This is a genomic window from Streptomyces sp. 130 (genome assembly GCF_007096885.1).
In the GTDB taxonomy this organism is placed as follows: domain Bacteria; phylum Actinomycetota; class Actinomycetes; order Streptomycetales; family Streptomycetaceae; genus Streptomyces.
Genome location: NZ_VJNO01000029.1, coordinates 1 through 24,565, shown reverse-complemented (window position 1 = coordinate 24,565; position 24,565 = coordinate 1). Strand labels below are relative to the sequence as shown.

The following is a 24,565-nucleotide window of genomic DNA, read 5'->3' as shown; positions in this document are numbered from 1 at the left end:
GCAGGGTTGGGGTAGTGCTGGGGGACGACGCGGGGCTTACCGCCGCGGTGCTCGCGGCGCAGCGCGGGGACGAGGACGCCTTCCGTACTGTGTACCGCGCTGTGCAGCCGCGGCTGCTTGGCTACATAAAGACACTGGTGGGGGAGCCGGACGCCGAGGACGTGGCGTCCGAGTCGTGGCTTCAGATAGCCCGTGACCTCGACCGTTTCAGCGGGGACGCCGACCGCTTCCGGGGCTGGGCCGCGCGCATAGCCCGCAACCGGGCGCTGGACCACCTCCGGATGCGCGGCAGGCGCCCGGCGATAGGCGGCGACGAGACGGAGCTCTCCGACAAGCCGGCCGGCTCCGACACGGCCGACGAGGCGATGGAGTCCCTGGCGACCGGGCGCACCATGTCGCTCATCGCCCAGCTGCCGCAGGACCAGGCCGAGGCGGTGGTGCTCCGCGTGGTGGTCGGCCTCGACGCGAAGAGCGCCGCGCAGACGCTCGGCAAGCGGCCCGGCGCGGTGCGCACCGCCGCCCACCGGGGGCTGAAACGGCTCGCCGAACTGCTCCGGGCGGACGCGGCGGGCGCGGCGGCCCAGCGCCCGGGCGGCGGGGACGGACAGCCGGGCGCCGACCCCGCCCCCGTCCCCGGCGCCGCGGACGGCGGACGGCGGTACGGGGGCGAGCCGGAGGGCCCCGGGGCTCCCTCGGCGTCCTTCCGGGAGAATGCGGGGGACGCGCCGGGACGGTCCGGAGGGCTCGGCGCCGTACCCGTACAACGCCCCCCGCGCACCGGCCTGGTGGCTCCCGCCGGTGTGACGCATTCGCGTCTGTGGACGCAGAAGGACATGTGATGGCCGACGAGCAGGACGCATGGCTTGACAAGGAAGCGGCGGAGAAACTGCTCCGCGGCGAACCGGTCGACCCTGCCGAAGGCCGTCCCCGCCAGGACGCCGAACGCCTGGCCACCGCCCTCGACGCCGCCGCCCGCACCGCCCGCCCCGCCACCCGTGAACTCCCCGGCGAGGCCGCCGCGCTCGCCGCCTTCCGCGCCGCCCCCCGCCGCCCCCGTACCGCCGGGGACGCGGCGGCACACGGCGGCGACGCCGATACGGCGGTGCTCGCCCCGGTCCGGATCGGCAGGGCGGCCGGCCCCGAGCGCGGTGACCGCCCGTTCCGCTGGAGCCGGCCCCTGCGCTTCGGGCTCGCCGCGTCGCTGGCCTGCTGCGCCATAGGAGGGGTGGCCGTGGCCGCCGGGTCCGGGATGCTGCCCGGCCCCTTCGGCCGGCACACCCCCGCACCGGCGACCTCGGTCTCGGCCGCCGAGTCCCCCGAGGAGCTGGGCACCGACGTGGTCCCCGGCGAGGGGACCTCCGCGTCCCCGCCGCCCGGCGCACCCACCCCGGACGCCCCGGCCCCCGGCGGCCGGACCGACGCCGACGCCGGCTCCGAGGCCGACGCCGGTTCCGGTTCCGGTTCCGGCGCCGAGGACTCCGCGCGCCCCGGCGGCGGCGCGTCCCACGACGACCCGGACGGCCGGGGCGACGCGACCGGCGCCGGCCGGGCGGGCGGCAGCCGGACCGGCGGCGGGACGGACCCCGGCGACGGCGCCTCCGGCGACAGCGGCGACGGGGACCCCGCGCAGGGGGACGACCGCTCCGGCGACAACGCCTCCGGCTCCTGGTACGCCAAGACCCTCCAGGCGTGCCGCGACTACCGCGACGGCACGCTCGACGCCGACCGCCGTACCCGCCTCGAAGCCCTGGCCAAGGGCGCCCGCAACCTGGACCGGTTCTGCGACCGGCTGCTCGCCGCCGAGGAGGGCGAGCACGGCGCGGGCGACACCGGGCAGGGCGGCGGCGCCTCCGCGCCGCTCCCCTCCGTCCGGTTCACCGAATCGCCCGGCGGCCCCTCGACGGCGGCCATCGCCCCGGACCCGGAGCCGACGGACACCGCCACCGAGGCCCCCGGGCCGGCCGCCTCCGCGGCGGCCCGCTGACCTTTGCTACCGGCCGGTGTGACGTTTTTCGGCCTGCGGACGCTGTACGGAATGAGCCGACTGGTCATCGGCAGCGCCCGGAGCCGGGGTTCCCCCCGTACCTGCGGCTCGGCGCACATGGCGCGGGCGGGACACGTTCCCCCGGTCCCGCCCGCGCCCCTCACCCCGCCTCACTTGTAGACGACGACCTTGTCGCCGGTGCGGACGGCCGCGAACAGGGCCGCGATCTTCCCCTCGTCCCGGACGTTCACACATCCGTGCGAGGCCCCGTTGTAGCCACGGGCCGCGAAGTCCGAGGAGTAGTGCACCGCCTGGCCGCCGCTGAAGAACATCGCGTACGGCATGGCCGTGTGGTAGATCGACGACACGTGGTGACGCGACTTCCAGTACACGGAGAACGTGCCCTCGCGGGTCGGTGTGTACTGCGAGCCGAACCGCACGTCCATGGACGAGACGACCTTGCCGTCGATCATCCAGGACAGCGTGCGGCTGTTCTTGCTGATGCAGAGCACCCGCCCCGTCAGGCACCGCTTGTCCGGCTTCGCGACCGGCCGGGTGGTCGGCGGGTTCAGTTCGGCCGCGGTCGGCTCGTGCGTCATGCCGAGCAGCTTCTGCCAGGTGACGGTGTCCGTCTTCCCGGTCCGCACCAGGCCGCGCTTGCCCTGGAACGACTGCACGGCGGCCACGGTGACCGTCCCGTAGTAGCCCGTGGGGGTGCGGTTGAAATGCCCGATCTGCCGCAGCCGGGCCTGGAGTTCGCGCACCTGCCCGCCCTCGGCCCCGCTCGCCATGAGCACCTTGCCCTGCGGGTCGGCCGCCGGGGCGGTGCTGCTCGCGCTCGGCTTGGGTGACGCCGTGACCGGCTCCTTCGGCTCCTCGGGCTGATCCGGCCCCGGCGTCGCGCTCGCGGAAGCGCTCGCGGAAGTGCTCGCGGACGGGCTCGTGGCGCCGCCGCCCGGCTTCGCGTCGTCGGTGGCAGAGCCGCTGCCCGCCGGGGCCGAGGACGCGGCCGGCGCACCGGCCGCGGGCTGCTCCTTGCACCCGGCGGTCACCCCGGCCATCGCCACCACGGCCACGACGGCGGCCCCTCGGAGCGCGTAACCGCGCCCGGTCCTGCGCGTGCGTATCATTCCGGCCCCCTGCATCCTCGCCCCGGCGTCCTCGGCCCTGAACCCGCTATCTCATGAGACGGGTTCCCGCTCCACCCGGTTGCTGAATCCCGCACCGTTCCAACCGTCGCGCGTCTGTGACGGATCACGCACCCTTCCGCGCCCATACCCCCGGAATACCCGCTTCCGGACCGTCGCCGACGCGTGCGAGACTCCGTCCCATGCTGGGTGTCACCGACCTTCCGACCTATCTCGCCGGCCTCGTGCTGATCGTTCTGCTGCCGGGGCCCAATTCGCTGTACGTGCTGTCCGTCGCCGCGCGGCGCGGGGTGCGGACCGGGTACGTCGCGGCGGCCGGGGTGTGGACCGGCGACACCGTGCTGATGACGCTCTCCGCGCTGGGCGCCTCGTCGCTGCTGCAGACCACGCCCGTGCTGTTCGCGATCGTCAAGTACGCGGGCGCGGGCTATCTGACCTGGATGGCGATCGGGATGCTGCGGGCCGCCCGGTCGATGTGGCGGGAGCGGCACCGGCGGGCCGCCGAGATCGCGGACGAGGCGGAAGCGCCCGGCACCATGGAGCGGCCGTACCGGCGGGCGCTGGTGGTCAGCCTGTTCAACCCGAAGGCGATCCTCTTCCTGATCTCGTTCTTCGTGCAGTTCGTGGACCCCGACTACGCCTACCCGGCCCTGTCGTTCCTGGTCCTGGGCACCCTGCTCCAGCTCGCCAGCTTCCTCTACCTGTCCGCGCTGATCTTCGGCGGCACCCGGCTGTCCGCCGCGTTCCGCAGGCGCCGGCGGCTCTCGGCCGGGGCCACCTCGGCGGCCGGGGTGCTGTTCCTCGGCTTCGCCGCCAAGCTCTCGCTCAGCAGCGTCTGACCGGCCCTTCAGGCCGTACGCCCCCGCTCCGCCCGCAGGTACGCCGACGTCGAGACCCGCCCCAGCAGCCGCAGCCGCGAGGCGCCGCCCGCCAGGTGCTTGTCCAGGGCCTCCTGGACGCCCGGCCACGCAGCGTCCCCGTAGTCGTCCAGCACCACGACCCCGCCGGGGGCCGCGATCTCCTCGACCCATTCCAGGTCGGCGGCCACCCCCGCCATGGAGTGGTCGCCGTCCACCACGATCACCCCGTACTCCCGGTCGCCCGCCTCCGCCCGCACTTCGGGCGCGCTGGAGAAGCCCTGGACGATCCGGGGATGGTGCGTCGTGCCGCCCCCGGTCAGCGCGAGGTTGGCCCGCACCACGTCCTCGCGCACGGGGGTGCCCGTGGGGTCGGCGGGCTGCGAGGTGCCCGACTGGAGCTGGGAACCGGCCAGCGGATCGACGATCGTCAGCTCCGGCTCGACCCCCGCCCGGTGCGTCATCCGGGTCAGCGCGGCGGCGAACAGCCCGTACAGCGTGCCGATCTCCAGGATGCGCCCGTTCGGCGGGGCCAGCAGGGGTACGGTCGCCAGCTTGCCGCACACATTGGACGTCGAGCCCGCGAGCCGGCCCACGCCCAGCGCCTCCAGCGCGACCACCGTGCGGTAGGCGGACACCACACTCCGCCGCGCCGCCGCCCCGTTCCCCGTCAGCGCGCCCACCTCGCGGACCAGCCGGTCGACCTCCTGGGCCGAGGGCATCCGGAACGTGCCGCGCCCGGACCGGTCGAGCAGCAGCTCCAGGGCGTGACGGCCGCGCCGCTCCATCTCGTACTCCCGCCGCAGAGCGGCCAGTTCGCCGCGCAACGGGCCGGTGGCGCGTTCCACGCGCTGCTGGATGCGGCGGTCGACCAGGGTGGCGGCGGGGCGCAGGGCGCGCCGTGTCAGGGGGTTGTTCAGAAGGGAGACCATGGCTGGGAACGTACGCGCGGGCGCCGGGCCGCCCCACCACGCGGAGATGAAGTTCCGGTGTCGTCGCGGGCGAACGGGTTTACGGCGCCCCCTTTCGCGGCGCTCCCTTTCACGGTGCCCCCTTTCACGGTGCCCTCTTTCGCGGTGCCCTCTTTCACGGCGCCCTCTTTCGCGGCGCCCCCTTTCACGGCGCCCCCTTTCGCAGCGTCCCCTTGCGCCGCCGCCCGGTCACCCCGACCGCCACCAGGCCCATCAGCGCCACGCCCCCGGCGAGGCTCCCCGCCTTCAGCCCCGGCGGCCGGAACGAGCAGTCGAGGACCGGCCGGTCGCCGCTCACCGGGGCCGCGACCAGCCCGAGGTACGAGTCGGCCGGACGGCCCCCGCAGCTCCACCCGGCGATCCGGGGCGCGGCGAGCACCGCCAAGCCGCTGGTGCCGACGGGGAGTTCGGCGCGCACTCCGCTGCCGGTGACGGTCACCCGCGTCGCCCCCGTCCGCTTCAGCCCGGCCACCGCGTCGGCCAGCCGGTCCCGGTCCAGGCAGCCGACGGCGTCGCGCGGGACGGTCCCGTCGCGTTCCACCCGCAACGACACGGCGAGCGCCCCGCCCCCGTCGCCCAGTGCGCGCACCCCGGCCCGCCGCGAGGGCAACTCGCCCCTGAACTCGGCCGCCTCGGCCGACCCCAGCTGGGCCCGGCCGAACAGGTCCGGCGCCCACAGATACACCTCGCTGCCGGCCGGACAGGCCGCACGCAGGGTGTAGGTGCCGGGCCGCACCGCGTAGCCGTCCGGGCCCGCGTCCGGCGCTTCGCTCCCGTCCGCCGCGTGCAGGGCGGTCGTCGGCACCGTGTAGACGGACGCGCCGAGCAGCATCTCCTGGTTGCGGAACGGCGAACGCCCGTAGCCCACGGACCCGCTGTCGGGCCGGACCGTCACCAGCGGCGGCACCTCCGCCCGGGTCACCGTGACCGGGCGGGCGTCCGGGCGGTTCCAGACCTGGTGCGCGTCGCGCGGCATGTGGACCCGGGCGCCGACGGAGAACACCGCGTCCGTCACCGCGCTGTCCAGATCCTGCAGGGACCGGCCGTTGGACGTCCAGCCGGCGCCGAGGGCGCGGAAGGTGCGGGTCAGCACGTCCGGGGTGTGGCTGCTGTAGTACGCCCCGCCCTGGCCGCCGGCCACCAGCGGATCGTTCGCCGTGCTCTGCTCCAGACCGGGGTCGGTCCGGTAGCGCGGCCAGCCGTCCGCCCCGGCGACCGCAGCTGCCTGGAGGCTCTGGCGCTCGCCCCAGGGCCCGTAGTCGTCCAGCCGGTCCAGCCGCTGCCGGTCGGCGTAAGCGGTCGTCGCGGCGGCCTGCCCGGCCTGCGCCCCGACCAGGAGGAGCGCCGCCAGCACGGCGTACCGGCCGTGCCGGGCCAGCACCAGGGCGCCCGCCACGGCCACCAGGCCCGCCGCGAACAGCGGGTACGTCCACGTGGTGACCAGGGCGCTGGACGCGGCCCCGGCGGCGATCAGCACGACCACCCCGGCGCCGCCGAGCAGCGCCCGCCGGTCCGGCCAGGCGGAGGCGACCGACAGCCAGGCGGCGATCACCAACAGCCCGGACAGCACGAACGTCTGGCGGTACGGGCTGCCGTTGGGCGTCGCGAAGGCGTGCCAGAGCAGATGCGTCGGCTCCCACTGCAAGGACAGCGCCACCCCGGCCACGAGCCCCGTCCACACCAGGCGTTCGGTGCGCGGGACGGCCCGCTGGAAGGCCAGGGCACCCGCGAGCAGCAGGGCGCCGGTGCCCAGGAACACCGCCGGCGTGAAGAAGCTGTACGTCGCCGGGAGCAACCGGGCCGCGACATCGTCCCAGGCGGCCGGGGCGAACGCGCGCGTCCAGCCCGGGTAGGCGTGCCGCGTCCCGAGGAACACCGGCACCAGGACGGGCGCGGCGAGCCCGATCCCGAGCGCGACCGTCCGCACCGCCCGCCCCAGGCCCCGGACCCGCTCCCGGCGCGTCCCGTCCTCCAGCACCAGCCGTACCACCAGCACCAGGGCCGCGCCGAGCGTCGCCATGTACGCGGTGTAGAAGTTCGACACCCAGGCCAGTGTCACCAGCAGCGTGCCCAGGACCGGCCGCCGGCCCGTGCGCGCCCACTCGGCGGTCAGGCACAGCAGCGGGAACGCGATCAGTCCGTCCAGCCACATCGGGTTGTACACGGCCTCGATCACCGACCACCCGCACAGCGCGTAGGAGGCCCCGAGCACCACGGCCGCCCACTCCCGGCCCCGCCCGCGCCGGAGCGCCGTCAGCAGCCAGGTCATCGCGGCTGCCGCCGCCCCCGTCTTGACCAGCGTCACCGCGTACACGGCCAGGTCGATCCGGTCCTTGGGGAAGACCCCGACGAGCAGGGCGAACGGGCTGCTCAGATACGTACCGAAGTCGGGAAGGAAGCTCGTGCCGAAACCGGACTGCCAGTTCAGCAGCAGACCCCCGTCCGCTTGCCCGTGCAGCAGGTCCCAGAGGCGGGCGTGGAACGGGACGAACTGGTTGCCCAGGTCGTTGACGCTGCGGGTGTGCGGGCCGAAGGGATAGCTGCGGGCCACCGCGTCCCCGGCGCAGACGCTGAGGGCGGCGAGCACGGAGGCCAGGGCGGCGGCCCGGGCGCGCGGTGAGCGGAGAATCGACGGAGTCCTCATGGTGGGTTCGAATATGCCATCGAGCATCGTCAAATCCCCTGGCCAGAAGGGTGGTTCACGTGATCGTCCGCCGGGCTTCACGCAAACACCCCCGACCGGCCATCCTGCACACCGGCGCCGGCGCCCGCCGAGTGCGGGACAGCTGTGGATGACGACCGGCAAGGGCGATCGGCCGCCGGACACGTAGGTCAGGCGTTGGTGCCGACGTGGAGGGTGCCGCCCGGGGTTGCGGTGGCGTAGGTGCCGAAGATGGAGCCGTTGGCGTCGATGCGGGTGGAGCCGGTCCAGGTGCCGTTGGTGTTGCGGGTGCGGTGCCAGACTTCGCCGTTGACGACGGCTTGGACGTGGAGGGTTCCGTCGGGGAGTGCGGCGGAGGCGATGTCGGTGACGGCTCCGCCCGCGTCGATCTGGGTGGATCCGGTCCAGGTGCCGTTGGTGTTGCGGGTGCGGTCCCAGATTTCGCCGTTGACGACGGCTTGGACGTGGAGGGTCCCGTCGGGGAGTGCGGCGGAGGCGATGTCGGTGACGGCTCCGCCTGCGTCGATCTGGGTGGAGCCGGTCCAGGTGCCGTTGGTGTTGCGGGTGCGGTCCCAGACTTCGCCGTTGACCAAGGATTCAACGTGCACCGTGCCGTTGGGGAGCGAGGCAGCGGATACGGCGTTGACCGAGCCGCCCGCGTCGATCAGGTCCGCGGTCGTGTCCCAGGCTCCACCGTCCGGGCGCGCGCGGTCCCAGACCCGGCCTGCGGGCCGGCTTGTCTCACCCACGATGCCCTTCAGCCGCGCGGGCTTGTACGTGCCGTACCCCGAGAAATACGGGTAGGGGATCCGGTGGTACTGCACACCGCTGCCGCTGAACTCGTATCCCATGTAGGCGGTGTGGGAGGAGTCCGTCCACGAAGAGAAGAGGGCTACATGGCCCAGGTTGCCGGCGGCGTCATTGAGGAGGACGTCTCCCGCCATCAGGCTGTCCTTGGTGCTCCACTCGGCAACACCTGACGGAACGAACGTGTTGGTGACGAGGGACGAGCCCAGGTTCCAGGCCATCGAGACATAGCCGGAGCAGTCGGTGCGCCAGTTGTCGTATGAACCGGACTGGTTGTAGACGAGCCCGAGGCCCACCCACGACTTCGCTCGGCGTATGACTTCCGCACGGGTGATGGGAGAGGAAGTCTGAGCCGCGGCCAGAGCGCCGGACGCGAGGTCGGCCCGGGGCGTGACGGGCCCCTGCCCCTTGCTGCCGTGCTGGTCGTCCGGATGGGCGGAGAGGCTTGCCGTGGGAGCTGCTGCGGCGTTCTGGACGGGTCCCAGAACGCCGGCCGCTATGAGAGCCGTCGCGACTGCCGCAAGCCTGCCGCGTCCTCTGATCAGATCGAAAGGCACAGATTTCCCCGGAGAGTTTGGTGTGGTGCGCCGAAACGAGAAGGCATGAACAAGCGTGGTGCCGAAGATCGGGTCGTTGGCATCGATCGCCTCGAGCTTTCGGGCGCGCTGAATGGCGTGAAGCGCAGTGCATGCGAATCCGCACACTGCGAAATAAATTTTCTGGCGTATTCGTCCGAGCCCCCGTACCAGTGGCGCGGCGAATGGAACGCTATGAGTCGGCCGGATTGCGGTCAAGCGGCCAGAGGCGCGGGGCGTTCGGAACCGGCGACTCGGAGTATTTGATTCCGCTCCGTTGCATCTCTTCGCAGGCGATCTGATCGGGTGAGCCGTCATGGGGTACTTGTATGACTTGGCCGGATGTGTCCCTCGAGTTTCCAACCGGCCCGTGTTGCATTCCCGCTGCGGGGCCGTCGCAGCTCCGGCGCTCTCGTGAGTGGGTATTCCTCATTCGTATTCCTTATTCGTATTCCTTATGGACGAGGGATGAATTGATTGCGCGAGGCTGGCCCCCGAAGGCCCACGAGATGGCTGGAAACTGTTCGCTGTCCCCCGGCGGTCGGCACTTCGGCACAGGGCGGCCAGCGGGGACAGCGAAGGCCCCGTCCGGTGGGACGGGGCCTTTGCCGTGGAGTGCCGACGCTCAGGTGGTGATGACCTGGCTGGAAACGAAGCACGGCTCCGGCGTCGTCGGACCGCAGAAGCCGGGGCGGCAGCCAAGGGTGAGGGAGTCGTCGGCGTCCTTGGGCGCCCACGTGACCGTCGCGGTCCGGCCGGCGGCGTTGCGATGCCGCCTCACCTCAGCGCCGCCCGCTTCAGCGCCCGGGCTCGTCGCGCCACCTTCCGGAGGGCCGGGCTGCGGGGGATGAAGGCGAGCTGGGCGGGGACCGCCCCCGGCAGGGCCAGGGCGCTCAGGCGGCGTCGCTTGAAGTAGCGCCAGGTGCGGTCGTCCAGATGGTGTGCGAGGTAGCGCTCGGCCGCCGGGCGCAACTCCGGGTAGATCCGGGGCTGCATGGCGAAGCCCACCGCCGTGAGCAGCGGGGAGACGAGCTCGGCCACCTGCTCGGCGGACGGCGGCGACCATCCGCTCACGGCCCGGGCGTCCTCCAGGTCCGGCAGCAGCGCGTCGATCAGCGTCACCGGAATCCGGTTGCTGTTCTGGTACGGGGCGAGCCGGTCCAGCAGCAGCTCCGTGCCGGTCCTGGCGACCGGCAGCCCGAAGAACGAGGCCGCCGTCATCAGCCCCGTCGAGAAGCAGCCGACGACCAGGGCCGGCCGCATCCGCTGGTACAGCACCTCCACGAGCAGCGAGGCGCCCGGTGATCCGTCCGGGCCCGCTTCGCGCCGCAGCACGGTCAGTTCGGCGCCGAGGGCGTCCGCCTCGGCGGCCATCGCCTGGCTCCACTGCTCCGGGGCGGTGGGGTGCGGCTTGAACACCAGGCGGGTGTGCCCGAGGGCGACGGCGCCCCGGATCATCCGCAGGTGCAGCTCCTCCTCCTGCGCCGATTCGATGAGCCCGAGCGCCGAGAGGTACTGGCCCAGCAGCAGGGCGGGGGCCTCGACGGCCGGGACCTCGAACGGCAGGTCGGCCAGCTCGGCGAACACCTTCAGCAGGTGACCCGTGCCCAGCGTCTCCGCCTCGACGCCGAACTCGGTGAGCAGCAAAGGCTTCAGCCCCGGCACGAGTTCGGGATGGATCAGCCGGCGGATCCGGGTGCCGACGAGGGGGTCGAGCTTGTCCCTGGTCGGGCCGTAGCTCATCAAGCCGTCCGCGTACACGTCGATCGGCGCCGAGGGGAAGATCTGGCAGATCGACAGGGCGGGACTGACTTGGATCGATTCGACCACCAGCTCGACGCGGTCGTGTCCGAGCTCCCATTCGCGCCGCAGATGACGCTCCCACAGCGGCACGTCGTCCGCGCGCGGCACCCAGGCGCCGGGGTGGAAGGGCGCGATGGCCTCGTTCCACGACAGCACGCCGTCGAATCGGCCGCGCAGCGCTTCAAAGCCGGGCATCTCGTCGACGGAGGGGGAGGTCTCCGGAATCGAGGCGTTGTTGCAGAGCAGCAGGAGCGAGCGGTCGGCCGTCTCGAACCGGCCCGCGTCCAATGCGGCGGCCAGCGTGGCCACGCCGTAGAGGGTGGAGGCGACGAAGAGGCGCGTGGTGCGCACGGTGGTGCTCACGCGGCGACCGCCTCCTTCGCGGTGTACGTCCGGCGACGCAGCCGGCGCAGCAGCGTCGCGCGCTGCCCGTCCATCGAGTCCAGTGCCTCGTCGAGTACCTGGCGCGGCATGCGCTTCAGGGCCGCCGAGCTGAGCGACTTCAGTGTCCGGGCCACAGAGGGTTCGAACCTTTCGATCGAGTTGATGTGATGAGAGATGACGGCGCAGTACGTCCGTACGGCCTTCGGCAGCAGGGTGTCCGCGTCGCGGTCGTCGGCCGTTTCCCGTACGACCTGATCGAACGCCCGGATGAAATCGAGCTGGCGTACGTCCCCGATCTGGGTCAGCGACGTGGTCACCCCGCGCCGGTAGAAGAGACCCAGCATGCCGACCACCGCGAAGGACTCGGCCTCGCGGTGCAGCCGCCAGATCCACGGCCGGTCCTCCGCCGTGCGCAATCCGTCGGTGAAATGGAGCAGCCCGCTGTCCAGGAGCCGGCGGTGGTAGATCCCGGCCCAGGCGTACGGGTAATCGACCATCGTGGACCGGTGGGCGGGCAGGATCGCCGCGCGGGGGTCCAGCGGTACGCCCCGGAGACCGTGCGGCGCGCGCTGCACCGTGCGGGCGCGGCCGTTCGCCTGGACGTGGTCCGTACGCACGAAGTCGCAGGCCAGAGCCTCGGCGTGGGCGACCAGCTCCGCGTAGTAGCCGGGTGCCAGCCAGTCGTCGCCGTCCAGGAAGGTGATGTACTCCCCACGGGCCGCGTCCAGACCGGTGTTGCGTGCGGTGGCCAGGCCGCCGTTCTGTTCGTGTCTGCGCACCACCACCCCCGGAATCTCCTTCTGGGCGCGATGCAACAGGCCGGCCGTTCCATCGGTCGAGCAATCGTCGACCAGGATGAATTCGAAGTCCTCGCGGGCGTTGGCCAACAGGCTTCGGAGGGTGTCGGACGCGTATGTCTGCACGTTGTAGAACGGCACGATGACGGAGAGCTTAACCACCCGCCTCACGCTAGTTGCGGGCCGCGCATTCGCCCTGTCGGCGATGCGGACGGCAGGTGAACGCCGCCCGTCGAAATCGTGAATCAGCGGTCTTTCGGCGTGTTCTTCTCCCCTTTTCGCCGGTCCGTGGAGTCGGTTCGGCAATCGTCGGCGGGCTGTTAACCCTCTGTTGCTGTCGCGTTGGGCCGCGCACCCCCTGACCTTCCTAACGTCTGAGACGTGCCACGACGTACCGAAAAGACGACCGCCCTCAGGGCAGCCGTGATCGCCGACTCCGACACCCGGTGGAAATGGGGCGCGCTCACCGCGCACCGCCTCACCGCCCCCGTGTCCGGGGCGCCCGCCCAGCGGGTCGAGGTCAGCGGGCTGCTGCTGCGCGGCCGGGCGACCCCGACCCCGCGCCAGCTCGCCGAGGTCGGCGACGTGGGGATTCCCGCCGACCGGGTGCGCGAGGTCACCGCCGTCGAGTTCCTGCACGCCGTACGGGACGAGGGATACGACGTCGTCGTCCTGGCCCTCGTCGGCGGCGCGGTCCAGGCCATGCTGCACGGCATCGCCGCCCTCCGGCTGCCCACCAGGCCCGTCCTCGTCACCGGCTACGTCGGTGTCGTCTACGAGAAGCTCACCGACGGGCTCCTGCTGCGCCACGGCGCCGACATCGTCCTGGCCAACTCCCGCCACGACGCGGAGCGCTTCCGCGCGGTGTACGAGGGAGTGGGCGCCGACGCCTCGGCCGTCACCGAGGCCGCCCTGCCGTTCCTCGGCGGCGACCCGTACCGCCCCGAACCCGGCCGCGACACCCTGGTGTTCGCCGCCCAGCCCTCCGTACCGGCGAGCCGGGCCGACCGCACGTACCTGCTGCGGCGCCTCGTCGAGCACGCCCGGCTGCACCCCCGCCGCGAGGTCCTGCTCAAGCTGCGGTCCAAGCCCGGCGAGCACACCACGCACATCGAGGAGCACCCCTATCAGCGGCTCGCCGAGCGGCTGCCCGGCGGCCTCCCGCCCAACTTCCGCCTGGTGTACGGGCACATGGGCGAGGTCCTGGACCGCACCGACCTCCTCGTCACCGTCTCGTCCACCGCCGCCCTGGAAGCCCTGCACCGGCGCATCCCCACCGCCGTCCTGACCGACCTCGGGGTGCGCGAAGCCCTCGGCAACCACCACTTCACCGGCTCCGGACTGCTGACCTCCTTCGACCACCTGGACGCCGGCGCCCGGCCCCGGCCCGACCCCGCGTGGCTGGCCGGCCAGGGCGTCGCCGCCGACGGCAGCTACCCCACCGCCTACGACACCGCCCGGGCCCGGGTCACCGCACTGCTGGCCCGGGGCCGGCTGCCCGACCCGGCGCCCTACTACACGCCCGCCACCGCCCCCGGCTACCTCCCGGGCATCCTCGCCCGCCACCACCTGGCCCCCGACGGCCACCCGCTGCCCGGTGCCGCCGCGCCCCGCGAGGCCGGCCGGGTCAGAACGGCGGTGCGCGAGGCGGTCCGGGACGCGGCCCGGGGCGCGTACCGGCACGGCGTCCAGCGCGTCGCCCCGGTCGTCCGGCGGATGGGGGAGCTGTGACCACGCGAGCTGTGCACACCACCGACACCACACCCACCGGAGCACCGATGAACCGACCCACCGTGCTCGCCGTCATCCCCGCGCGCGGCGGCTCCAAGGGCGTCCCCGCCAAGAACCTCGCCCGGGTCGGCGGCGTCCCGCTCGTCGCCCGCGCCGTCCGCGCCTGCCTGGCCTCCGGCGAGGTCACCGACGTCGTGGTGACGACCGACGCGCCCGCCGTCGCCGAGGCCGCCCGCGCGGCGGCCGAAGCGCTCGGCGAGGGCGCCCGGCTGCACTGCGTACAGCGCCCCGAGGAGATCGCCGGCGACACCGCGACCAGCGAGGCCGCCGTGCTGCACGCCCTCGACGCCTACGAGGCGCTGCGGGGCCGTACCGCCGACGTCGTCCTGCTCGTCCAGTGCACCAGCCCCTTCGTCACCCGCGAGGACATCGACGGGGTCGCCGCCGCCGTCGCCCGCGACGGCGCCGACACCGCCGTCACCGTCGCCCCCTTCCACGGCTTCCTGTGGCGCGACGGCACCGCGATCGAGGACCACAACTACGGCGTCAACCACGACAAGCGGGTCCGCCCGCGCCGCCAGGACCGCCCCGAGGACCTGCTGGAGACGGGCGCCGCCTACGCCATGGACGCCGCCGGCTTCCGCACCCACCGCCACCGCTTCTTCGGCCACACCGCGCTGGTCCGCACCGACCCGGCGCGCGTCCTGGAGATCGACGACCCGCACGACCTGGAGCGCGCCCGCCTGCTCGCCCCGCTCCTGGACCCGGCCCCGCTGCCGACCCTGGACGACATCGACGCCGTGGTCCTCGACTTCGACGGCACCCAGACCGACGACCGGGTCCTGGTGGACTCCGACGGCCGCGAGACCGTCGCCGTGCACCGGGGCGACGGGCTCGGCATCGCCGCCCTCCGCAAGGCCGGCGTACCGCTGCTGATCCTGTCCACCGAACAGAACCCGGTCGTCGCCGCCCGCGCCAACAAGCTGCGGGTGCCCGTCCTGCACGGCGTGGACCGCAAGGACCTCGCGCTCAAGCAGTGGTGCGACGAGCAGTCCCTCGCACCCGAACGCGTCATGTACGTCGGCAACGACGTCAACGACCTCCCCTGCTTCGCGCTCGCCGGCTGGCCCGTGGCCGTCGCGAGCGCCCACGACTCGGTGCGCGCAGCGGCGCGCGCCGTGACGACCACCCCGGGCGGCTCCGGCGCCATCCGCGAGATCGCGGCCTGGCTCCTGGGCCCCACCCTCACCACAGCCCCCACCGAGTAAGGAACACCCTCATGAGCACCTCCCGCCTGCGCAGCCTCGGCAACCGCACCGCCGGCCCCGGCCACCCCGTCTACATCACCGGCGAGATCGGCATCAACCACAACGGCGACCTCGACAACGCCCTCGCGCTGATCGACGTGGCCGCCGAGGCCGGCTGCGACGCCGTCAAGTTCCAGAAGCGCACCCCGGAGATCTGCACCCCGCGCGACCAGTGGGACATCGAGCGCGACACCCCCTGGGGCCGCATGACGTACATCGACTACCGCCACCGCGTGGAGTTCGGCGAGGACGAGTACCGGGCCATCTCCGAGCACTGCGCCGAGCGCGGCATCGACTGGTTCGCCTCCCCGTGGGACACCGAGGCCGTCGCCTTCCTGGAGAAGTTCGACGTCCCCGCCCACAAGGTGGCCTCCGCGTCGCTCACCGACGACGAGCTGCTGCGCACCCTGCGCGCCACCGGCCGCACGGTGATCCTCTCCACCGGCATGTCGACCCCGCGCCAGATCCGGCACGCCGTCGAGGTGCTCGGCTCCGACAACATCCTGCTCTGCCACGCCACCTCGACGTACCCGGCGAAGGCCGAGGAGCTGAACCTGCGGGTCATCCACACCCTCCAGCAGGAGTACCCCAACGTCCCGATCGGCTACAGCGGCCACGAGACGGGCCTGCAGACCACCCTCGCCGCCGTCGCCCTCGGCGCCGCGTTCGTGGAGCGCCACATCACCCTGGACCGCGCCATGTGGGGCTCCGACCAGGCCGCCTCCGTCGAGCCGCAGGGCCTGTCCCGCCTCGTCCGCGACATCCGCACCATCGAGGCCTCCCTCGGCGACGGCGTCAAGAAGGTCTACGAGTCCGAGCTCGGCCCGATGAAGAAGCTCCGCCGGGTCCCGGGCGTCGTGGCGGAGAGCGACGCGGCGGCCACGGCCGCCGAACCGGTCGCGGTCTGACGGGCCGGCCGGTGAACCTCGCCTTCGTCGAGAGCCCGGTCCAGCTCCTGAACGTCCTGGAGTGGGCCGTCACCGAGGGAGGCGGCGGGCGCGTCCTCACGGACGTCACCGTCGTCGTCCTCCCCCCGGTCGACCCGATGTCGCGCGGTCAGCTGCGCCGGATGGCGGAGCTGGCCCGCGACGAGGGCATGACCGTGCGCTGGCAGGAGGCGCGCGGCGACTCGGGCACCCCCCTGAAGTCGCTGCGCGCCCTCACCCGGCTCGTCCGCAACGCCGACCACATCGTCATCGGCGACCCCTTCTCGCGCTACGTGCAGCTGCTGCTCACGCTCGTACGCCCCCGCCGCCTCACCGTGGTGGACGACGGCACCGCCACCATGGAGTTCGTCGCCCAGCTCACCCGGGGCGAACGCCTGGTGCGCTGGCACCGGCGCGGCGGCCTCAGCCCGCGCGAGCTGGCCCTCGCGCCGGTGACGTCCACCGCGCGGCGCCGGTTCACGCCGTCGGCGGCGCGCGAGGTCGAGCTGTTCACCGCCATGCCCGTGATCCCGCCGCCGGGCGTCACCCTCATCCCGAACACCTTCTCCTGGACCCGGTCCCGCTTCGGTCCGCCGTCGCTCACCAAGGGCGCGGACCTGGTCGGCACCTCACTGGTCGAGACGGGCGTGGTGGACCGGGCCCGCTATCTGGACGCGGTCGCCGCCCTCGCCCGGACGCACGGCGCCACCCGCTACTTCGCGCACCGCCGCGAGTCCACCGAGAAGCTGCACGCCCTGGAGGCGGCCACCGGCCTGGAGATCGTCCGGCCCGACCTCCCCCTGGAACTCATCGCCCGCCGCGGCCCCATCGGCCGTACGGTGGTGAGCTTCCCGTCCACCGTGGTGCACACCCTGCCCCTCGCCCTGGCCGGCACCGAGGTGAAGGTCGCGGTCTGCGACATCGCCCCGGAATGGCTCCACGAAACGGCGTCCCCGCGCGCCCAGGGCTTCCTGAGCGGCGTCACGGAGACCGCCCGCGACGCCCACCGCCTGGCTTCCTGGCACGTCACGGCGGTGGCGGGGGAGGCGTGAGGGCCTGGTTCAGCGACCGTTCATGATCTGCCGCGCCACGCGCTCCCGGGCCCCGGCCAGCTCCCCGCCCAGGGCCGCCTCGCGGCCCGGACGTCGTACAGGGGATTCAGCCGGGCTCCACCGCGCGACGAGCGCCGGAGTGTACCCATCCCGCGCGCGTCCCACACGCCGGGACGCGGCCAAACATTCGCCTGTGTGGCTGAAGTTTTCCTGTTTCATGGTCAGTTGAGGAGGGAAGAGGCTTACCCTTCAACAGGTGAGCCAGTTGATCTGCCCCGAGTCCGAAGCCGGTCCCTCCCAGAGCGAGACCCTGCCCGGCACCCTGCCCGACGCCCTCCGCGCCGAGCTGATCGCCTTCCGCCGGGACCTGCACATGCACCCCGAGCTGGGCAATCAGGAGTTCCGCACCACCGCGGCGATCAAGGCCCGGCTGGAGCAGGCCGGGCTCGCGCCGAAGGTGCTCGCCTCCGGGACCGGGCTCATGTGTGACGTCGGGACGCGCGGGGAAGGCACGCGGCCGATGCTCGCGCTCCGGGCCGACATCGACGCGCTGCCCATCCCGGACACCAAGAGCGGCGTCCCCTACCGCTCCACCGTGCCCGACCGCGCGCACGCCTGCGGGCACGACGTCCACACCACCACCGTGCTCGGCGCCGGACTCGTGCTCGCCGAGCTGGACCGGCGGGGGCTGCTGCCCAACCCGGTGCGGCTGATCTTCCAGCCGGCCGAGGAGGTGCTGCCCGGCGGGGCGCCCGACGCCATCGAGTCCGGGGTCCTCGACGGCGTCGGCCGGATCGTCGGCGTCCACTGCGACCCGAAGGTGGACGTCGGCCGGATCGGGCTCCGGACCGGCGCGATCACCTCCGCCTGCGACCGCCTCGAACTCTCCCTCGACGGACCCGGCGGCCACACCGCCCGCCCCCACCTGACCACGGACCTGGTCACCGCCGCCGCCAAGGTCGCCACCGAGGTGCCCGCGCTGCTGGCCCGCCGGGTCGACGCGCGGGCCGGGCTCGCCCTGACCTGGGGGCGGCTGGAGGCCGGCCACGCCTGCAACGTCATCCCCCAGCACGCGGAGCTCTCCGGCACGGTGCGCTGCCTGGACCTCAAGACGTGGCGGGAGGCGCCGGACCTGGTGCACGCCGCGATCGACGAGGTCGCCGGGACGTACCGCGCCAAGACGGTGATCAACTACGTCCGGGGCGTTCCGCCCGTCGTCAACGAGGCCGCCGCGGCCGACCTCCTGGCCGGTGCGATGTCCGCGCGCCGGGGGCCGTACGCCATCGAGGACACCGAGCAGAGCCTCGGCGGCGAGGACTTCTCCTGGTACCTGGAGCACGTCCCGGGGGCCATGGCGCGCCTCGGGGTCCGGACCCCCGGCGACGCCCGCGGGCTCGACCTCCACCGGGGCGACTTCGACGCCGACGAGGAGGCGATCACGGTCGGCGTCGAACTCTTCACCGCCGCCGCGTTGCTCCACGTAAACCATCTGTGACCGAACCCGTCGCCCCGGCGTCGGCTCGCGTTCGCGACGATCCGATAACGGCTTCCGTACAGGGCTTTATCTGACATCTACGCGCGTTACGATCGCGGCGAAACCAGCGCCGGAAGAGGCGCTTCGGTCAGGTTTGAAGGAGCCTTCCCTTGCGCCGGGTATCCAAGATCAGCGCCGCGATCGCCGTCACCGCGGCTCTCGCGCTCACCGCCACCGCGTGCGGCGAGTCGTCCGACGAGAGCAGCGGCTCGGACGACGGCAAGATGAAGATCGGCATGGCCTACGACGTCGGCGGTCGTGGCGACAACTCGTTCAACGACTCCGCCGCGCGCGGCCTGGACAAGGCCAAGGCCGAGTTCGGTGCCGAGACCAAGGAGCTCACCGCCAAGACCGGTGAGAGCTCGGCCGACCGCGACCAGCGTCTCCAGTCGCTCGCCGAGGGCGGCTACAACCCGGTCATCGCGATCGGCTTCGCGTACAAGGAGGCGGTCGACAAGATCGCGCCCAAGTACCCGAAGATCACCTTCGGCCTGGTCGACTCGGTCTCCGACGTGAAGAACGTCGACAACATCGTCTTCACCGAGGAGCAGGGCTCGTACCTCGCCGGTGTCGCTGCGGCGCTGAAGTCCAAGGACGACAAGGTCGGCTTCATCGGCGGCGTGGACCTCCCGCTGATCAAGAAGTTCGCGGCCGGCTTCCGCCAGGGCGTCCTGGACACCAAGCCGAAGGCCACGGTGCAGATCCAGTACCTGTCCACCGGCTCGGACCTCTCCGGCTTCGGCAGCCCCGACAAGGGCAAGGCCGCCGCCAAGGGCATGCTCGACAAGGGCATCGACGTCATCTTCGCCGCCGCGGGCGGCTCGGGCGCCGGCTCGATCGAGGCCGTCGCCGGCAAGAAGGGCGCCTGGTCCATCGGCGTCGACTCCGACCAGGCCAAGGACCCGGCCCTGGCGAAGTACGCCGACACGATCCTGACCTCGGTCGTCAAGAACGTCGACTCCGGCGTCTTCGACCTGGTCAAGTCCGTCAAGGACGGCAAGCCGATCACCGGCACCCAGACGTACTCGCTGGCCAAGGGCGGCGTCAGCCTGACCCCCACGGGTGACCACCTCAAGGACATCCAGACCCAGCTCGACGAGGCGAAGAAGAAGATCGTCGACGGCACCATCACGGTCAAGACCACGACCTGATCCACCGTTGATCGGGGCCCGGCGAGCGGCTTCGGCCGCCCGTTCCGGGCCCCGATTCACGTACCCCCGGCGGGGTGGCGGCCACCTGTGATCAGGTGGCCAACGATGCGGCGCCGCGCCGCGCGTCGCGCCGGGACTGGAACCGGCCGGGCGCGATACGTTTTCCACCCCCCGCCTTCCGTCCCCACCGCCCCCGCCCTCCGCTCCTGCCAAGGAGAGTGCGCCATCAACGCGTCCAGCAGTCCCAACGCCGTGGAGCTCCGCGGTATCACCAAGCGCTTCCCCGGGGTCGTGGCCAACCACGACATCGACATCACCGTGCGCCGCGGCACCGTCCACGCCCTCGTCGGCGAGAACGGCGCCGGCAAGTCCACTCTGATGAAGATCCTTTACGGCATGCAGAAGCCGGACGAGGGCACCATCGCGGTGGACGGCGAACAGGCCGTGTTCTCCAACCCGGGCGACGCCATCGACCGCGGCATCGGCATGGTGCACCAGCACTTCATGCTCGCCGACTACCTCACCGTCCTGGAGAACGTCGTCCTCGGCTCCGAGAAGCTGTACGGCATCGGCGACCGGGCCCGCGCAAAGATCCGGGAGATCTCCGACGCCTACGGCCTCGGCGTCCGCCCGGACGCCATGGTCGAGGACCTCGGCGTCGCCGACCGGCAGCGCGTGGAGATCCTCAAGGTCCTCTACCGGGGCGCCCGCACCCTGATCCTCGACGAGCCGACCGCCGTCCTCGTGCCCCAGGAGGTCGACGCGCTCTTCGACAACCTGCGCGAGCTCAAGGCCGAGGGCCTGACCGTCATCTTCATCTCGCACAAGCTGGGCGAGGTCCTGTCGGTCGCCGACGAGATCACGGTCATCCGGCGCGGCACCACCGTCGGGACCGCCGACCCCAGCAACACCACGACCAAGCAGCTCGCCGAGCTCATGGTCGGCAGCGAGCTCCCCTCCCCGGAGACCCGCGAATCCACGGTCACCGACACCCCCATGCTCACCGTGGACGGCCTGCGGCTCACCGCGACCGACCCGGACGGCGCCGTGCGCGCCGTGCTCGACGGCATCACCTTCACCATCCACAAGGGCGAGGTCCTGGGCATCGCCGGCGTGGAGGGCAACGGCCAGTCCGAACTGGTGGACGCGATCATGGGCATGCGCTCCCCGGACGAGGGCACCCTCACACTGGACGGCACGGACATCTCCCGTACGCCGACCCGCAAGCGCCGCGAGGGCGGCATGGCCGTCATCCCCGAGGACCGCCACCGGCACGGCCTCCTCCTGGAGGCCCCGCTCTGGGAGAACCGCATCCTCGGCCACGTCACCGAGCGGCCCAACAGCCGGGGCGCCTTCCTCGACATCAGGGCCGCCCGCACCGACACCGAGCGCATCGTGCGCGAGTACGACGTCCGCACCCCCGGGATCGACGTCACCGCGGCCTCCCTCTCCGGCGGCAACCAGCAGAAGCTGATCGTCGGCCGCGAGATGAGCCACGCCCCCAAGCTCCTGATCGCCGCGCACCCCACCCGGGGCGTGGACGTCGGCGCCCAGGCCCAGATCTGGGACCAGATCCGCGAGGCGCGGAGCGAGGGCCTGGCCGTCCTGCTGATCTCCGCCGACCTGGACGAGCTGATCGGGCTCTCCGACACCCTGCGCGTCATGTACCGCGGCCGCCTGGTCGCGGACGCCGACCCCGCGGCCATCACCCCCGAGGAGCTGGGCTCGGCGATGACCGGCGCGGCCAGCGGCCACCTGGAAGCGCCGGAGGAGGGCGGGGCGACCGCCGCGCCCGCCACGGACGACGACACCGACCCCCGCGAAGGGGGAGAGGACCGATGAAGAAGATCGACAAGGAGCGGCTGCTCCTGGGGATCGCGGCCCCCGTACTCGCGATCGTGGTCGCCTTCCTGGTGACGGCACTCGTGCTCGCCGCCACCGGCAAGGAGCCGTTCAACGCCTTCGGCATCATGTTCGACTACGGCCTGAAGTCGGACAGCCAGGTCTACATCCTCAACAAGGCCACGACGTACTACCTCGCGGGTCTCGCGGTGGCCGTCGGCTTCCGGATGAACCTCTTCAACATCGGCGTCGACGGGCAGTACCGCCTCGCGGCCTTCTTCGCCGCCGCGCTCGGCGGCGCGCTGACCCTGCCCGGCGCGCTCCAGATCCCGCTGATCATCCTCACCGCGATGATCGTCGGCGCCATGTGGGCCGGCATCGCCGGTCTGCTCAAGGTCACCCGGGGCGTCAGCGAGGTCGTCTCGACCATCATGCTGAACTCCATCGCGACCGCGGTCATCGGCTACCTGCTCCAGCAGAACCGCCTCGGCCACCTCGACGAGGCCGGCACCAAGATCTCCACCAAGCCGCTCCCGGAGTCCTCGCACTTCTTCGAGTTCCCGACGACGCCGACGCCCGTCTGGGGCTTCATCGTCGTCGCCGTCGCCGCCGGCATCGCGTACTGGTTCACGCTCTCCCGTACCCGCTTCGGCTTCGACCTGCGCACCGTGGGCCAGTCCGGCTCCGCCGCCGAGGCCAGCGGGGTCAACGTCCGCCGCATGGTCATCACTTCGATGCTCATCTCGGGCGCCGTCGCCGGCCTCGTCGGCATGCCGACGCTGCTCAACGACAGCCACGAGTTCAGCGGCGACTTCCCGGTCGGCATCGGCTTCACCGGCATCGCCATCGCCCTCCTCGGCCGCAACCACCCCATCGGCATCGCGCTCGGCGCGCTGCTCTGGGGCTTCCTGGAGCGCGGCACCGGAAAGCTGGAGTTCGAGGGGTACGACAAGGAGATCGTCGGCGTGATCCAGGGCGTCATCGTCCTGTGCGTCGTCATCGCGTACGAAGTCGTCCGCCGCTACGGACTCAAGCGCCAGCAGAGCAAGGTCGGCGCGGAACTCGCCGCACAGGCCGCCCGTAACTCCGACCAGCAGGAGGTGTCGGCGTGACCGCCACGGCGACTTCCACCCCGCCCCCGGCGGCCCCCCAGGTCTCCGGCGGCAAGAGCGGGCGTTCCCGTCTCTCCTTCCCCGTCGTCCTGCTGATCATCGCGGGCGCCCTGCTCGCGCTGTCCGCCGTGCGCGCCATCACCGGCGCCCAGGACGTCACCTCGGCGGGCCAGATCAGCGCCGCGCTCGCCATGGCCGTGCCGATCGGCCTCGCCGGTCTCGGCGGCCTGTGGTCCGAACGCGCCGGCGTGGTCAACATCGGCCTCGAAGGCATGATGATCCTCGGCACCTTCTTCGGCGCCTGGGCCGGCTGGCAGACCAGCCCCTGGCTGGGCGTCCTCGCCGGTGTCGTCGGCGGCATGCTCGGCGGCCTGCTCCACGCGGTCGCGACCATCACCTTCGGCGTCGACCACATCATCTCCGGCATCGCGATCAACATCCTGGCGCTCGGCTTCACCACCTACTTCGCCAAGCTGTGGTTCAACACCGGCGAGGCGGCGGCCAAGGGCGGCTCCCCGAAGCAGTCCCCGCCGGCCGACGAGATCACCTCGGTCACGATCCCCGGCCTCTCCGACGGACTGCACTCCATCGAGAAGCACCACTGGTTCTTCGTCTCCGACCTGGCCGGCATCCTCGGCGGCCTCGTCACCAACCTGTCGCTGCTGACGATCCTCGCCGTCGTCCTCTTCGTCGGGACCTTCTTCGTCCTGTGGAAGAGCGCGTTCGGCCTGCGGCTGCGCTCCTGCGGCGAGAACCCGGTCGCCGCCGAATCCCTCGGCGTCAACGTCTACACGTACAAGTACGTCGCGGTGATCGTCTCCGGCGGGCTGGCCGGACTCGGCGGCGCCTTCCTCTCCCTGGTCACCTCGCACATCTACAACGAGGGCCAGACCGGCGGACGCGGTTACATCGGCCTCGCCGCGATGATCTTCGGCAACTGGCGCCCCGGCGGACTCGCCATGGGCGCGGGCCTGTTCGGCTTCGCCGACGCGCTCCAGCTGCGCAACGGCGGCGAGTCCGTCCACGCGCTGCTCCTGCTGCTGTTCGTGGTGCTCGTCGGCCTCGCCGGGTGGAAGCTCTACCGCAAGAGCTACGTGCAGGGCGTCGTCAGCGCGGTCATCGCGGCGGCCGTCCTGGTCTGGTACCTCGCCACGGACAGCGTGCCCACCGAGTTCGTCAGCGCCACGCCGTACATCGTCACGCTGCTCGTCCTCTCGCTCTCCGCCCAGCGGCTGCGGATGCCGAAGGCGGACGGCATGCGCTATCGCAAGGGCCAGGGCAAGTGACGCCCCCGCCCTTCACCGAGGCCGACTGGGAGGCCCTGCGGGCCGCGGCCAGGGACGCCATGTCCCGGGCGTACGCCCCCTACTCCGGCTACCCGGTCGGCGTCGCGGCCCGGGTGGACGACGGCCGTACGATCACCGGCTGCAACGTCGAGAACGCCTCGTACGGCATCGGGCTCTGCGCCGAATGCGGCCTGGTCTCCCAGCTGCACGCCACGGGCGGCGGCCGGCTGACCCACTTCACCTGCGTGGACGGGGCGGGCGAGAGCCTGGTCCCGTGCGGCCGGTGCCGGCAGCTGCTGTACGAGTTCGGCGGCCCGGAGCTGATCCTGGAGACCCCGGACGGCTTCCGCACCCTGGACGAGATGCTGCCCCAGGCGTTCGGCCCGTCGCACCTCGGCTGACCGTTCCCGCCCGGGGGGGCCCCCCCCCCCGCCGCCCCCCCCCCCCCCGCCCCCCCCCCCCCGGCCGGCGCGCCCCCCCCCACCCCCCCCCCCTCCCCCCCCCCCCCCGCCCCCCCCCCCCCCCCCGGCGGCCGGCCCCCCCGGGGCCGGGGGGGGGGGCCCGGGCCCTCGGGCCTGTGCGGGGGCGGTCAGCCCACGCGCACCACGACGGTGGAGCAGACCTTGTCCGCGAACG

The 24,565-nt window shown here is 72.6% G+C and carries 19 protein-coding genes; 13 read left to right on the top strand and 6 right to left on the bottom strand.

The features are described 5' to 3' along the window. The first annotated feature begins 14 nt into the window (after nt 1–14). The gene (locus FKN01_RS22760; protein WP_143623519.1) at nt 15–839 is read left to right on the top strand and encodes an RNA polymerase sigma factor; all 825 of its coding nucleotides are present in this window, start codon (nt 15–17) and stop codon (nt 837–839) included. Further along, on the top strand, nt 839–1,984 hold the full coding sequence (locus FKN01_RS22755; RefSeq protein ID WP_143623517.1) for a hypothetical protein: 1,146 nt from the start codon (nt 839–841) through the stop codon (nt 1,982–1,984). The genes FKN01_RS22760 and FKN01_RS22755 overlap by 1 nt, the downstream gene beginning before the upstream one ends. A 170-nt stretch (nt 1,985–2,154) precedes the next feature. On the opposite strand, the gene FKN01_RS22750 is transcribed toward FKN01_RS22755, so the two are convergent. Next, a complete protein-coding gene (locus tag FKN01_RS22750; protein ID WP_143623515.1) occupies nt 2,155–3,114 on the bottom strand; it encodes a L,D-transpeptidase family protein in 960 nt (319 codons plus the stop codon). A gap of 200 nt (nt 3,115–3,314) precedes the next feature. Between FKN01_RS22750 and leuE the strand changes: the two genes are divergently transcribed. Then, nucleotides 3,315–3,971, top strand: coding sequence for a leucine efflux protein LeuE (gene leuE, locus FKN01_RS22745; protein ID WP_143623513.1), 657 nt, complete (start codon nt 3,315–3,317; stop codon nt 3,969–3,971). An 8-nt stretch (nt 3,972–3,979) separates the two neighbouring features. On the opposite strand, the gene FKN01_RS22740 is transcribed toward leuE, so the two are convergent. The 5 genes from FKN01_RS22740 to FKN01_RS22720 all read right to left on the bottom strand — a co-directional run bounded on the left by FKN01_RS22740 (nt 3,980) and on the right by FKN01_RS22720 (nt 12,150). Beyond that, the gene (locus tag FKN01_RS22740) at nt 3,980–4,921 is read right to left on the bottom strand and encodes a class I SAM-dependent methyltransferase (RefSeq protein ID WP_143623511.1); all 942 of its coding nucleotides are present in this window, start codon (nt 4,919–4,921) and stop codon (nt 3,980–3,982) included. 184 nt (nt 4,922–5,105) lie between these two features. Then, nucleotides 5,106–7,604 (bottom strand): YfhO family protein, encoded by a 2,499-nt coding sequence (locus FKN01_RS22735; RefSeq protein ID WP_143623609.1) that lies wholly within the window; start codon nt 7,602–7,604, stop codon nt 5,106–5,108. A gap of 188 nt (nt 7,605–7,792) precedes the next feature. Further along, the gene (locus FKN01_RS22730; RefSeq protein WP_143623509.1) at nt 7,793–8,725 is read right to left on the bottom strand and encodes a hypothetical protein; all 933 of its coding nucleotides are present in this window, start codon (nt 8,723–8,725) and stop codon (nt 7,793–7,795) included. Between the two features lie 1,056 nt (nt 8,726–9,781). Further along, nucleotides 9,782–11,170: a polysialyltransferase family glycosyltransferase gene (locus FKN01_RS22725; RefSeq protein WP_185992949.1), complete on the bottom strand. Its 1,389-nt coding sequence runs from the start codon at nt 11,168–11,170 to the stop codon at nt 9,782–9,784. Continuing rightward, a complete protein-coding gene (locus FKN01_RS22720; protein ID WP_143623507.1) occupies nt 11,167–12,150 on the bottom strand; it encodes a glycosyltransferase family 2 protein in 984 nt (327 codons plus the stop codon). The genes FKN01_RS22725 and FKN01_RS22720 overlap by 4 nt, the downstream gene beginning before the upstream one ends. A gap of 219 nt (nt 12,151–12,369) precedes the next feature. Between FKN01_RS22720 and FKN01_RS22715 the strand changes: the two genes are divergently transcribed. The 10 genes from FKN01_RS22715 (at nt 12,370) to FKN01_RS22670 (ending at nt 24,330) form a co-directional block, all read left to right on the top strand. Beyond that, nucleotides 12,370–13,719: a DUF6716 putative glycosyltransferase gene (locus FKN01_RS22715; RefSeq protein WP_143623505.1), complete on the top strand. Its 1,350-nt coding sequence runs from the start codon at nt 12,370–12,372 to the stop codon at nt 13,717–13,719. Nucleotides 13,720–13,766: 47 nt separating this feature from the next. After that, nucleotides 13,767–14,987 carry an acylneuraminate cytidylyltransferase gene (locus FKN01_RS22710; RefSeq protein ID WP_143623503.1) on the top strand — a complete coding sequence of 407 codons (1,221 nt, stop codon included), beginning with the start codon at nt 13,767–13,769 and terminating at the stop codon, nt 14,985–14,987. Between the two features lie 11 nt (nt 14,988–14,998). After that, on the top strand, nt 14,999–15,934 hold the full coding sequence (locus FKN01_RS22705; protein ID WP_143623501.1) for an N-acetylneuraminate synthase family protein: 936 nt from the start codon (nt 14,999–15,001) through the stop codon (nt 15,932–15,934). A gap of 11 nt (nt 15,935–15,945) precedes the next feature. Beyond that, entirely contained in the window at nt 15,946–17,004 is a 1,059-nt protein-coding gene (locus tag FKN01_RS22700) for a hypothetical protein (protein ID WP_143623499.1), read from the top strand. A gap of 265 nt (nt 17,005–17,269) precedes the next feature. Further along, nucleotides 17,270–18,499, top strand: a complete 1,230-nt coding sequence (locus FKN01_RS22695; protein ID WP_143623604.1) for an amidohydrolase — start codon at nt 17,270–17,272, stop codon at nt 18,497–18,499. A gap of 149 nt (nt 18,500–18,648) precedes the next feature. Continuing rightward, nucleotides 18,649–19,689, top strand: coding sequence for a BMP family protein (locus FKN01_RS22690; RefSeq protein WP_143623497.1), 1,041 nt, complete (start codon nt 18,649–18,651; stop codon nt 19,687–19,689). A 252-nt stretch (nt 19,690–19,941) separates the two neighbouring features. After that, on the top strand, nt 19,942–21,531 hold the full coding sequence (locus FKN01_RS22685) for an ABC transporter ATP-binding protein (RefSeq protein ID WP_143623495.1): 1,590 nt from the start codon (nt 19,942–19,944) through the stop codon (nt 21,529–21,531). Further along, complete coding sequence (locus FKN01_RS22680; RefSeq protein ID WP_143623493.1) at nt 21,528–22,643, top strand: ABC transporter permease; 1,116 nt, start codon at nt 21,528–21,530, stop codon at nt 22,641–22,643. Before FKN01_RS22685 ends, FKN01_RS22680 begins: the two co-directional genes overlap by 4 nt. Further along, nucleotides 22,640–23,929, top strand: a complete 1,290-nt coding sequence (locus FKN01_RS22675) for an ABC transporter permease (RefSeq protein ID WP_143623491.1) — start codon at nt 22,640–22,642, stop codon at nt 23,927–23,929. Before FKN01_RS22680 ends, FKN01_RS22675 begins: the two co-directional genes overlap by 4 nt. Continuing rightward, nucleotides 23,926–24,330, top strand: a complete 405-nt coding sequence (locus FKN01_RS22670) for a cytidine deaminase (RefSeq protein ID WP_073964308.1) — start codon at nt 23,926–23,928, stop codon at nt 24,328–24,330. Before FKN01_RS22675 ends, FKN01_RS22670 begins: the two co-directional genes overlap by 4 nt. Nucleotides 24,331–24,565 lie beyond the last annotated feature (235 nt).

Excerpts from the sequence above, each read along its gene's own strand:
- FKN01_RS22680 (WP_143623493.1), top strand. The coding sequence starts at position 21,528 with ATGAAGAAGATCGACAAGGAGCGGCTGCTCCTGGGGATCGCGGCCCCC.
- FKN01_RS22705 (WP_143623501.1), top strand. The coding sequence starts at position 14,999 with ATGAGCACCTCCCGCCTGCGCAGCCTCGGCAACCGCACCGCCGGCCCC.
- FKN01_RS22735 (WP_143623609.1), bottom strand. The coding sequence starts at position 7,604 with ATGAGGACTCCGTCGATTCTCCGCTCACCGCGCGCCCGGGCCGCCGCC.
- FKN01_RS22755 (WP_143623517.1), top strand. The coding sequence starts at position 839 with ATGGCCGACGAGCAGGACGCATGGCTTGACAAGGAAGCGGCGGAGAAA.
- FKN01_RS22710 (WP_143623503.1), top strand. The coding sequence starts at position 13,767 with ATGAACCGACCCACCGTGCTCGCCGTCATCCCCGCGCGCGGCGGCTCC.
- FKN01_RS22740 (WP_143623511.1), bottom strand. The coding sequence starts at position 4,921 with ATGGTCTCCCTTCTGAACAACCCCCTGACACGGCGCGCCCTGCGCCCC.
- FKN01_RS22750 (WP_143623515.1), bottom strand. The coding sequence starts at position 3,114 with ATGATACGCACGCGCAGGACCGGGCGCGGTTACGCGCTCCGAGGGGCC.
- leuE (WP_143623513.1), top strand. The coding sequence starts at position 3,315 with ATGCTGGGTGTCACCGACCTTCCGACCTATCTCGCCGGCCTCGTGCTG.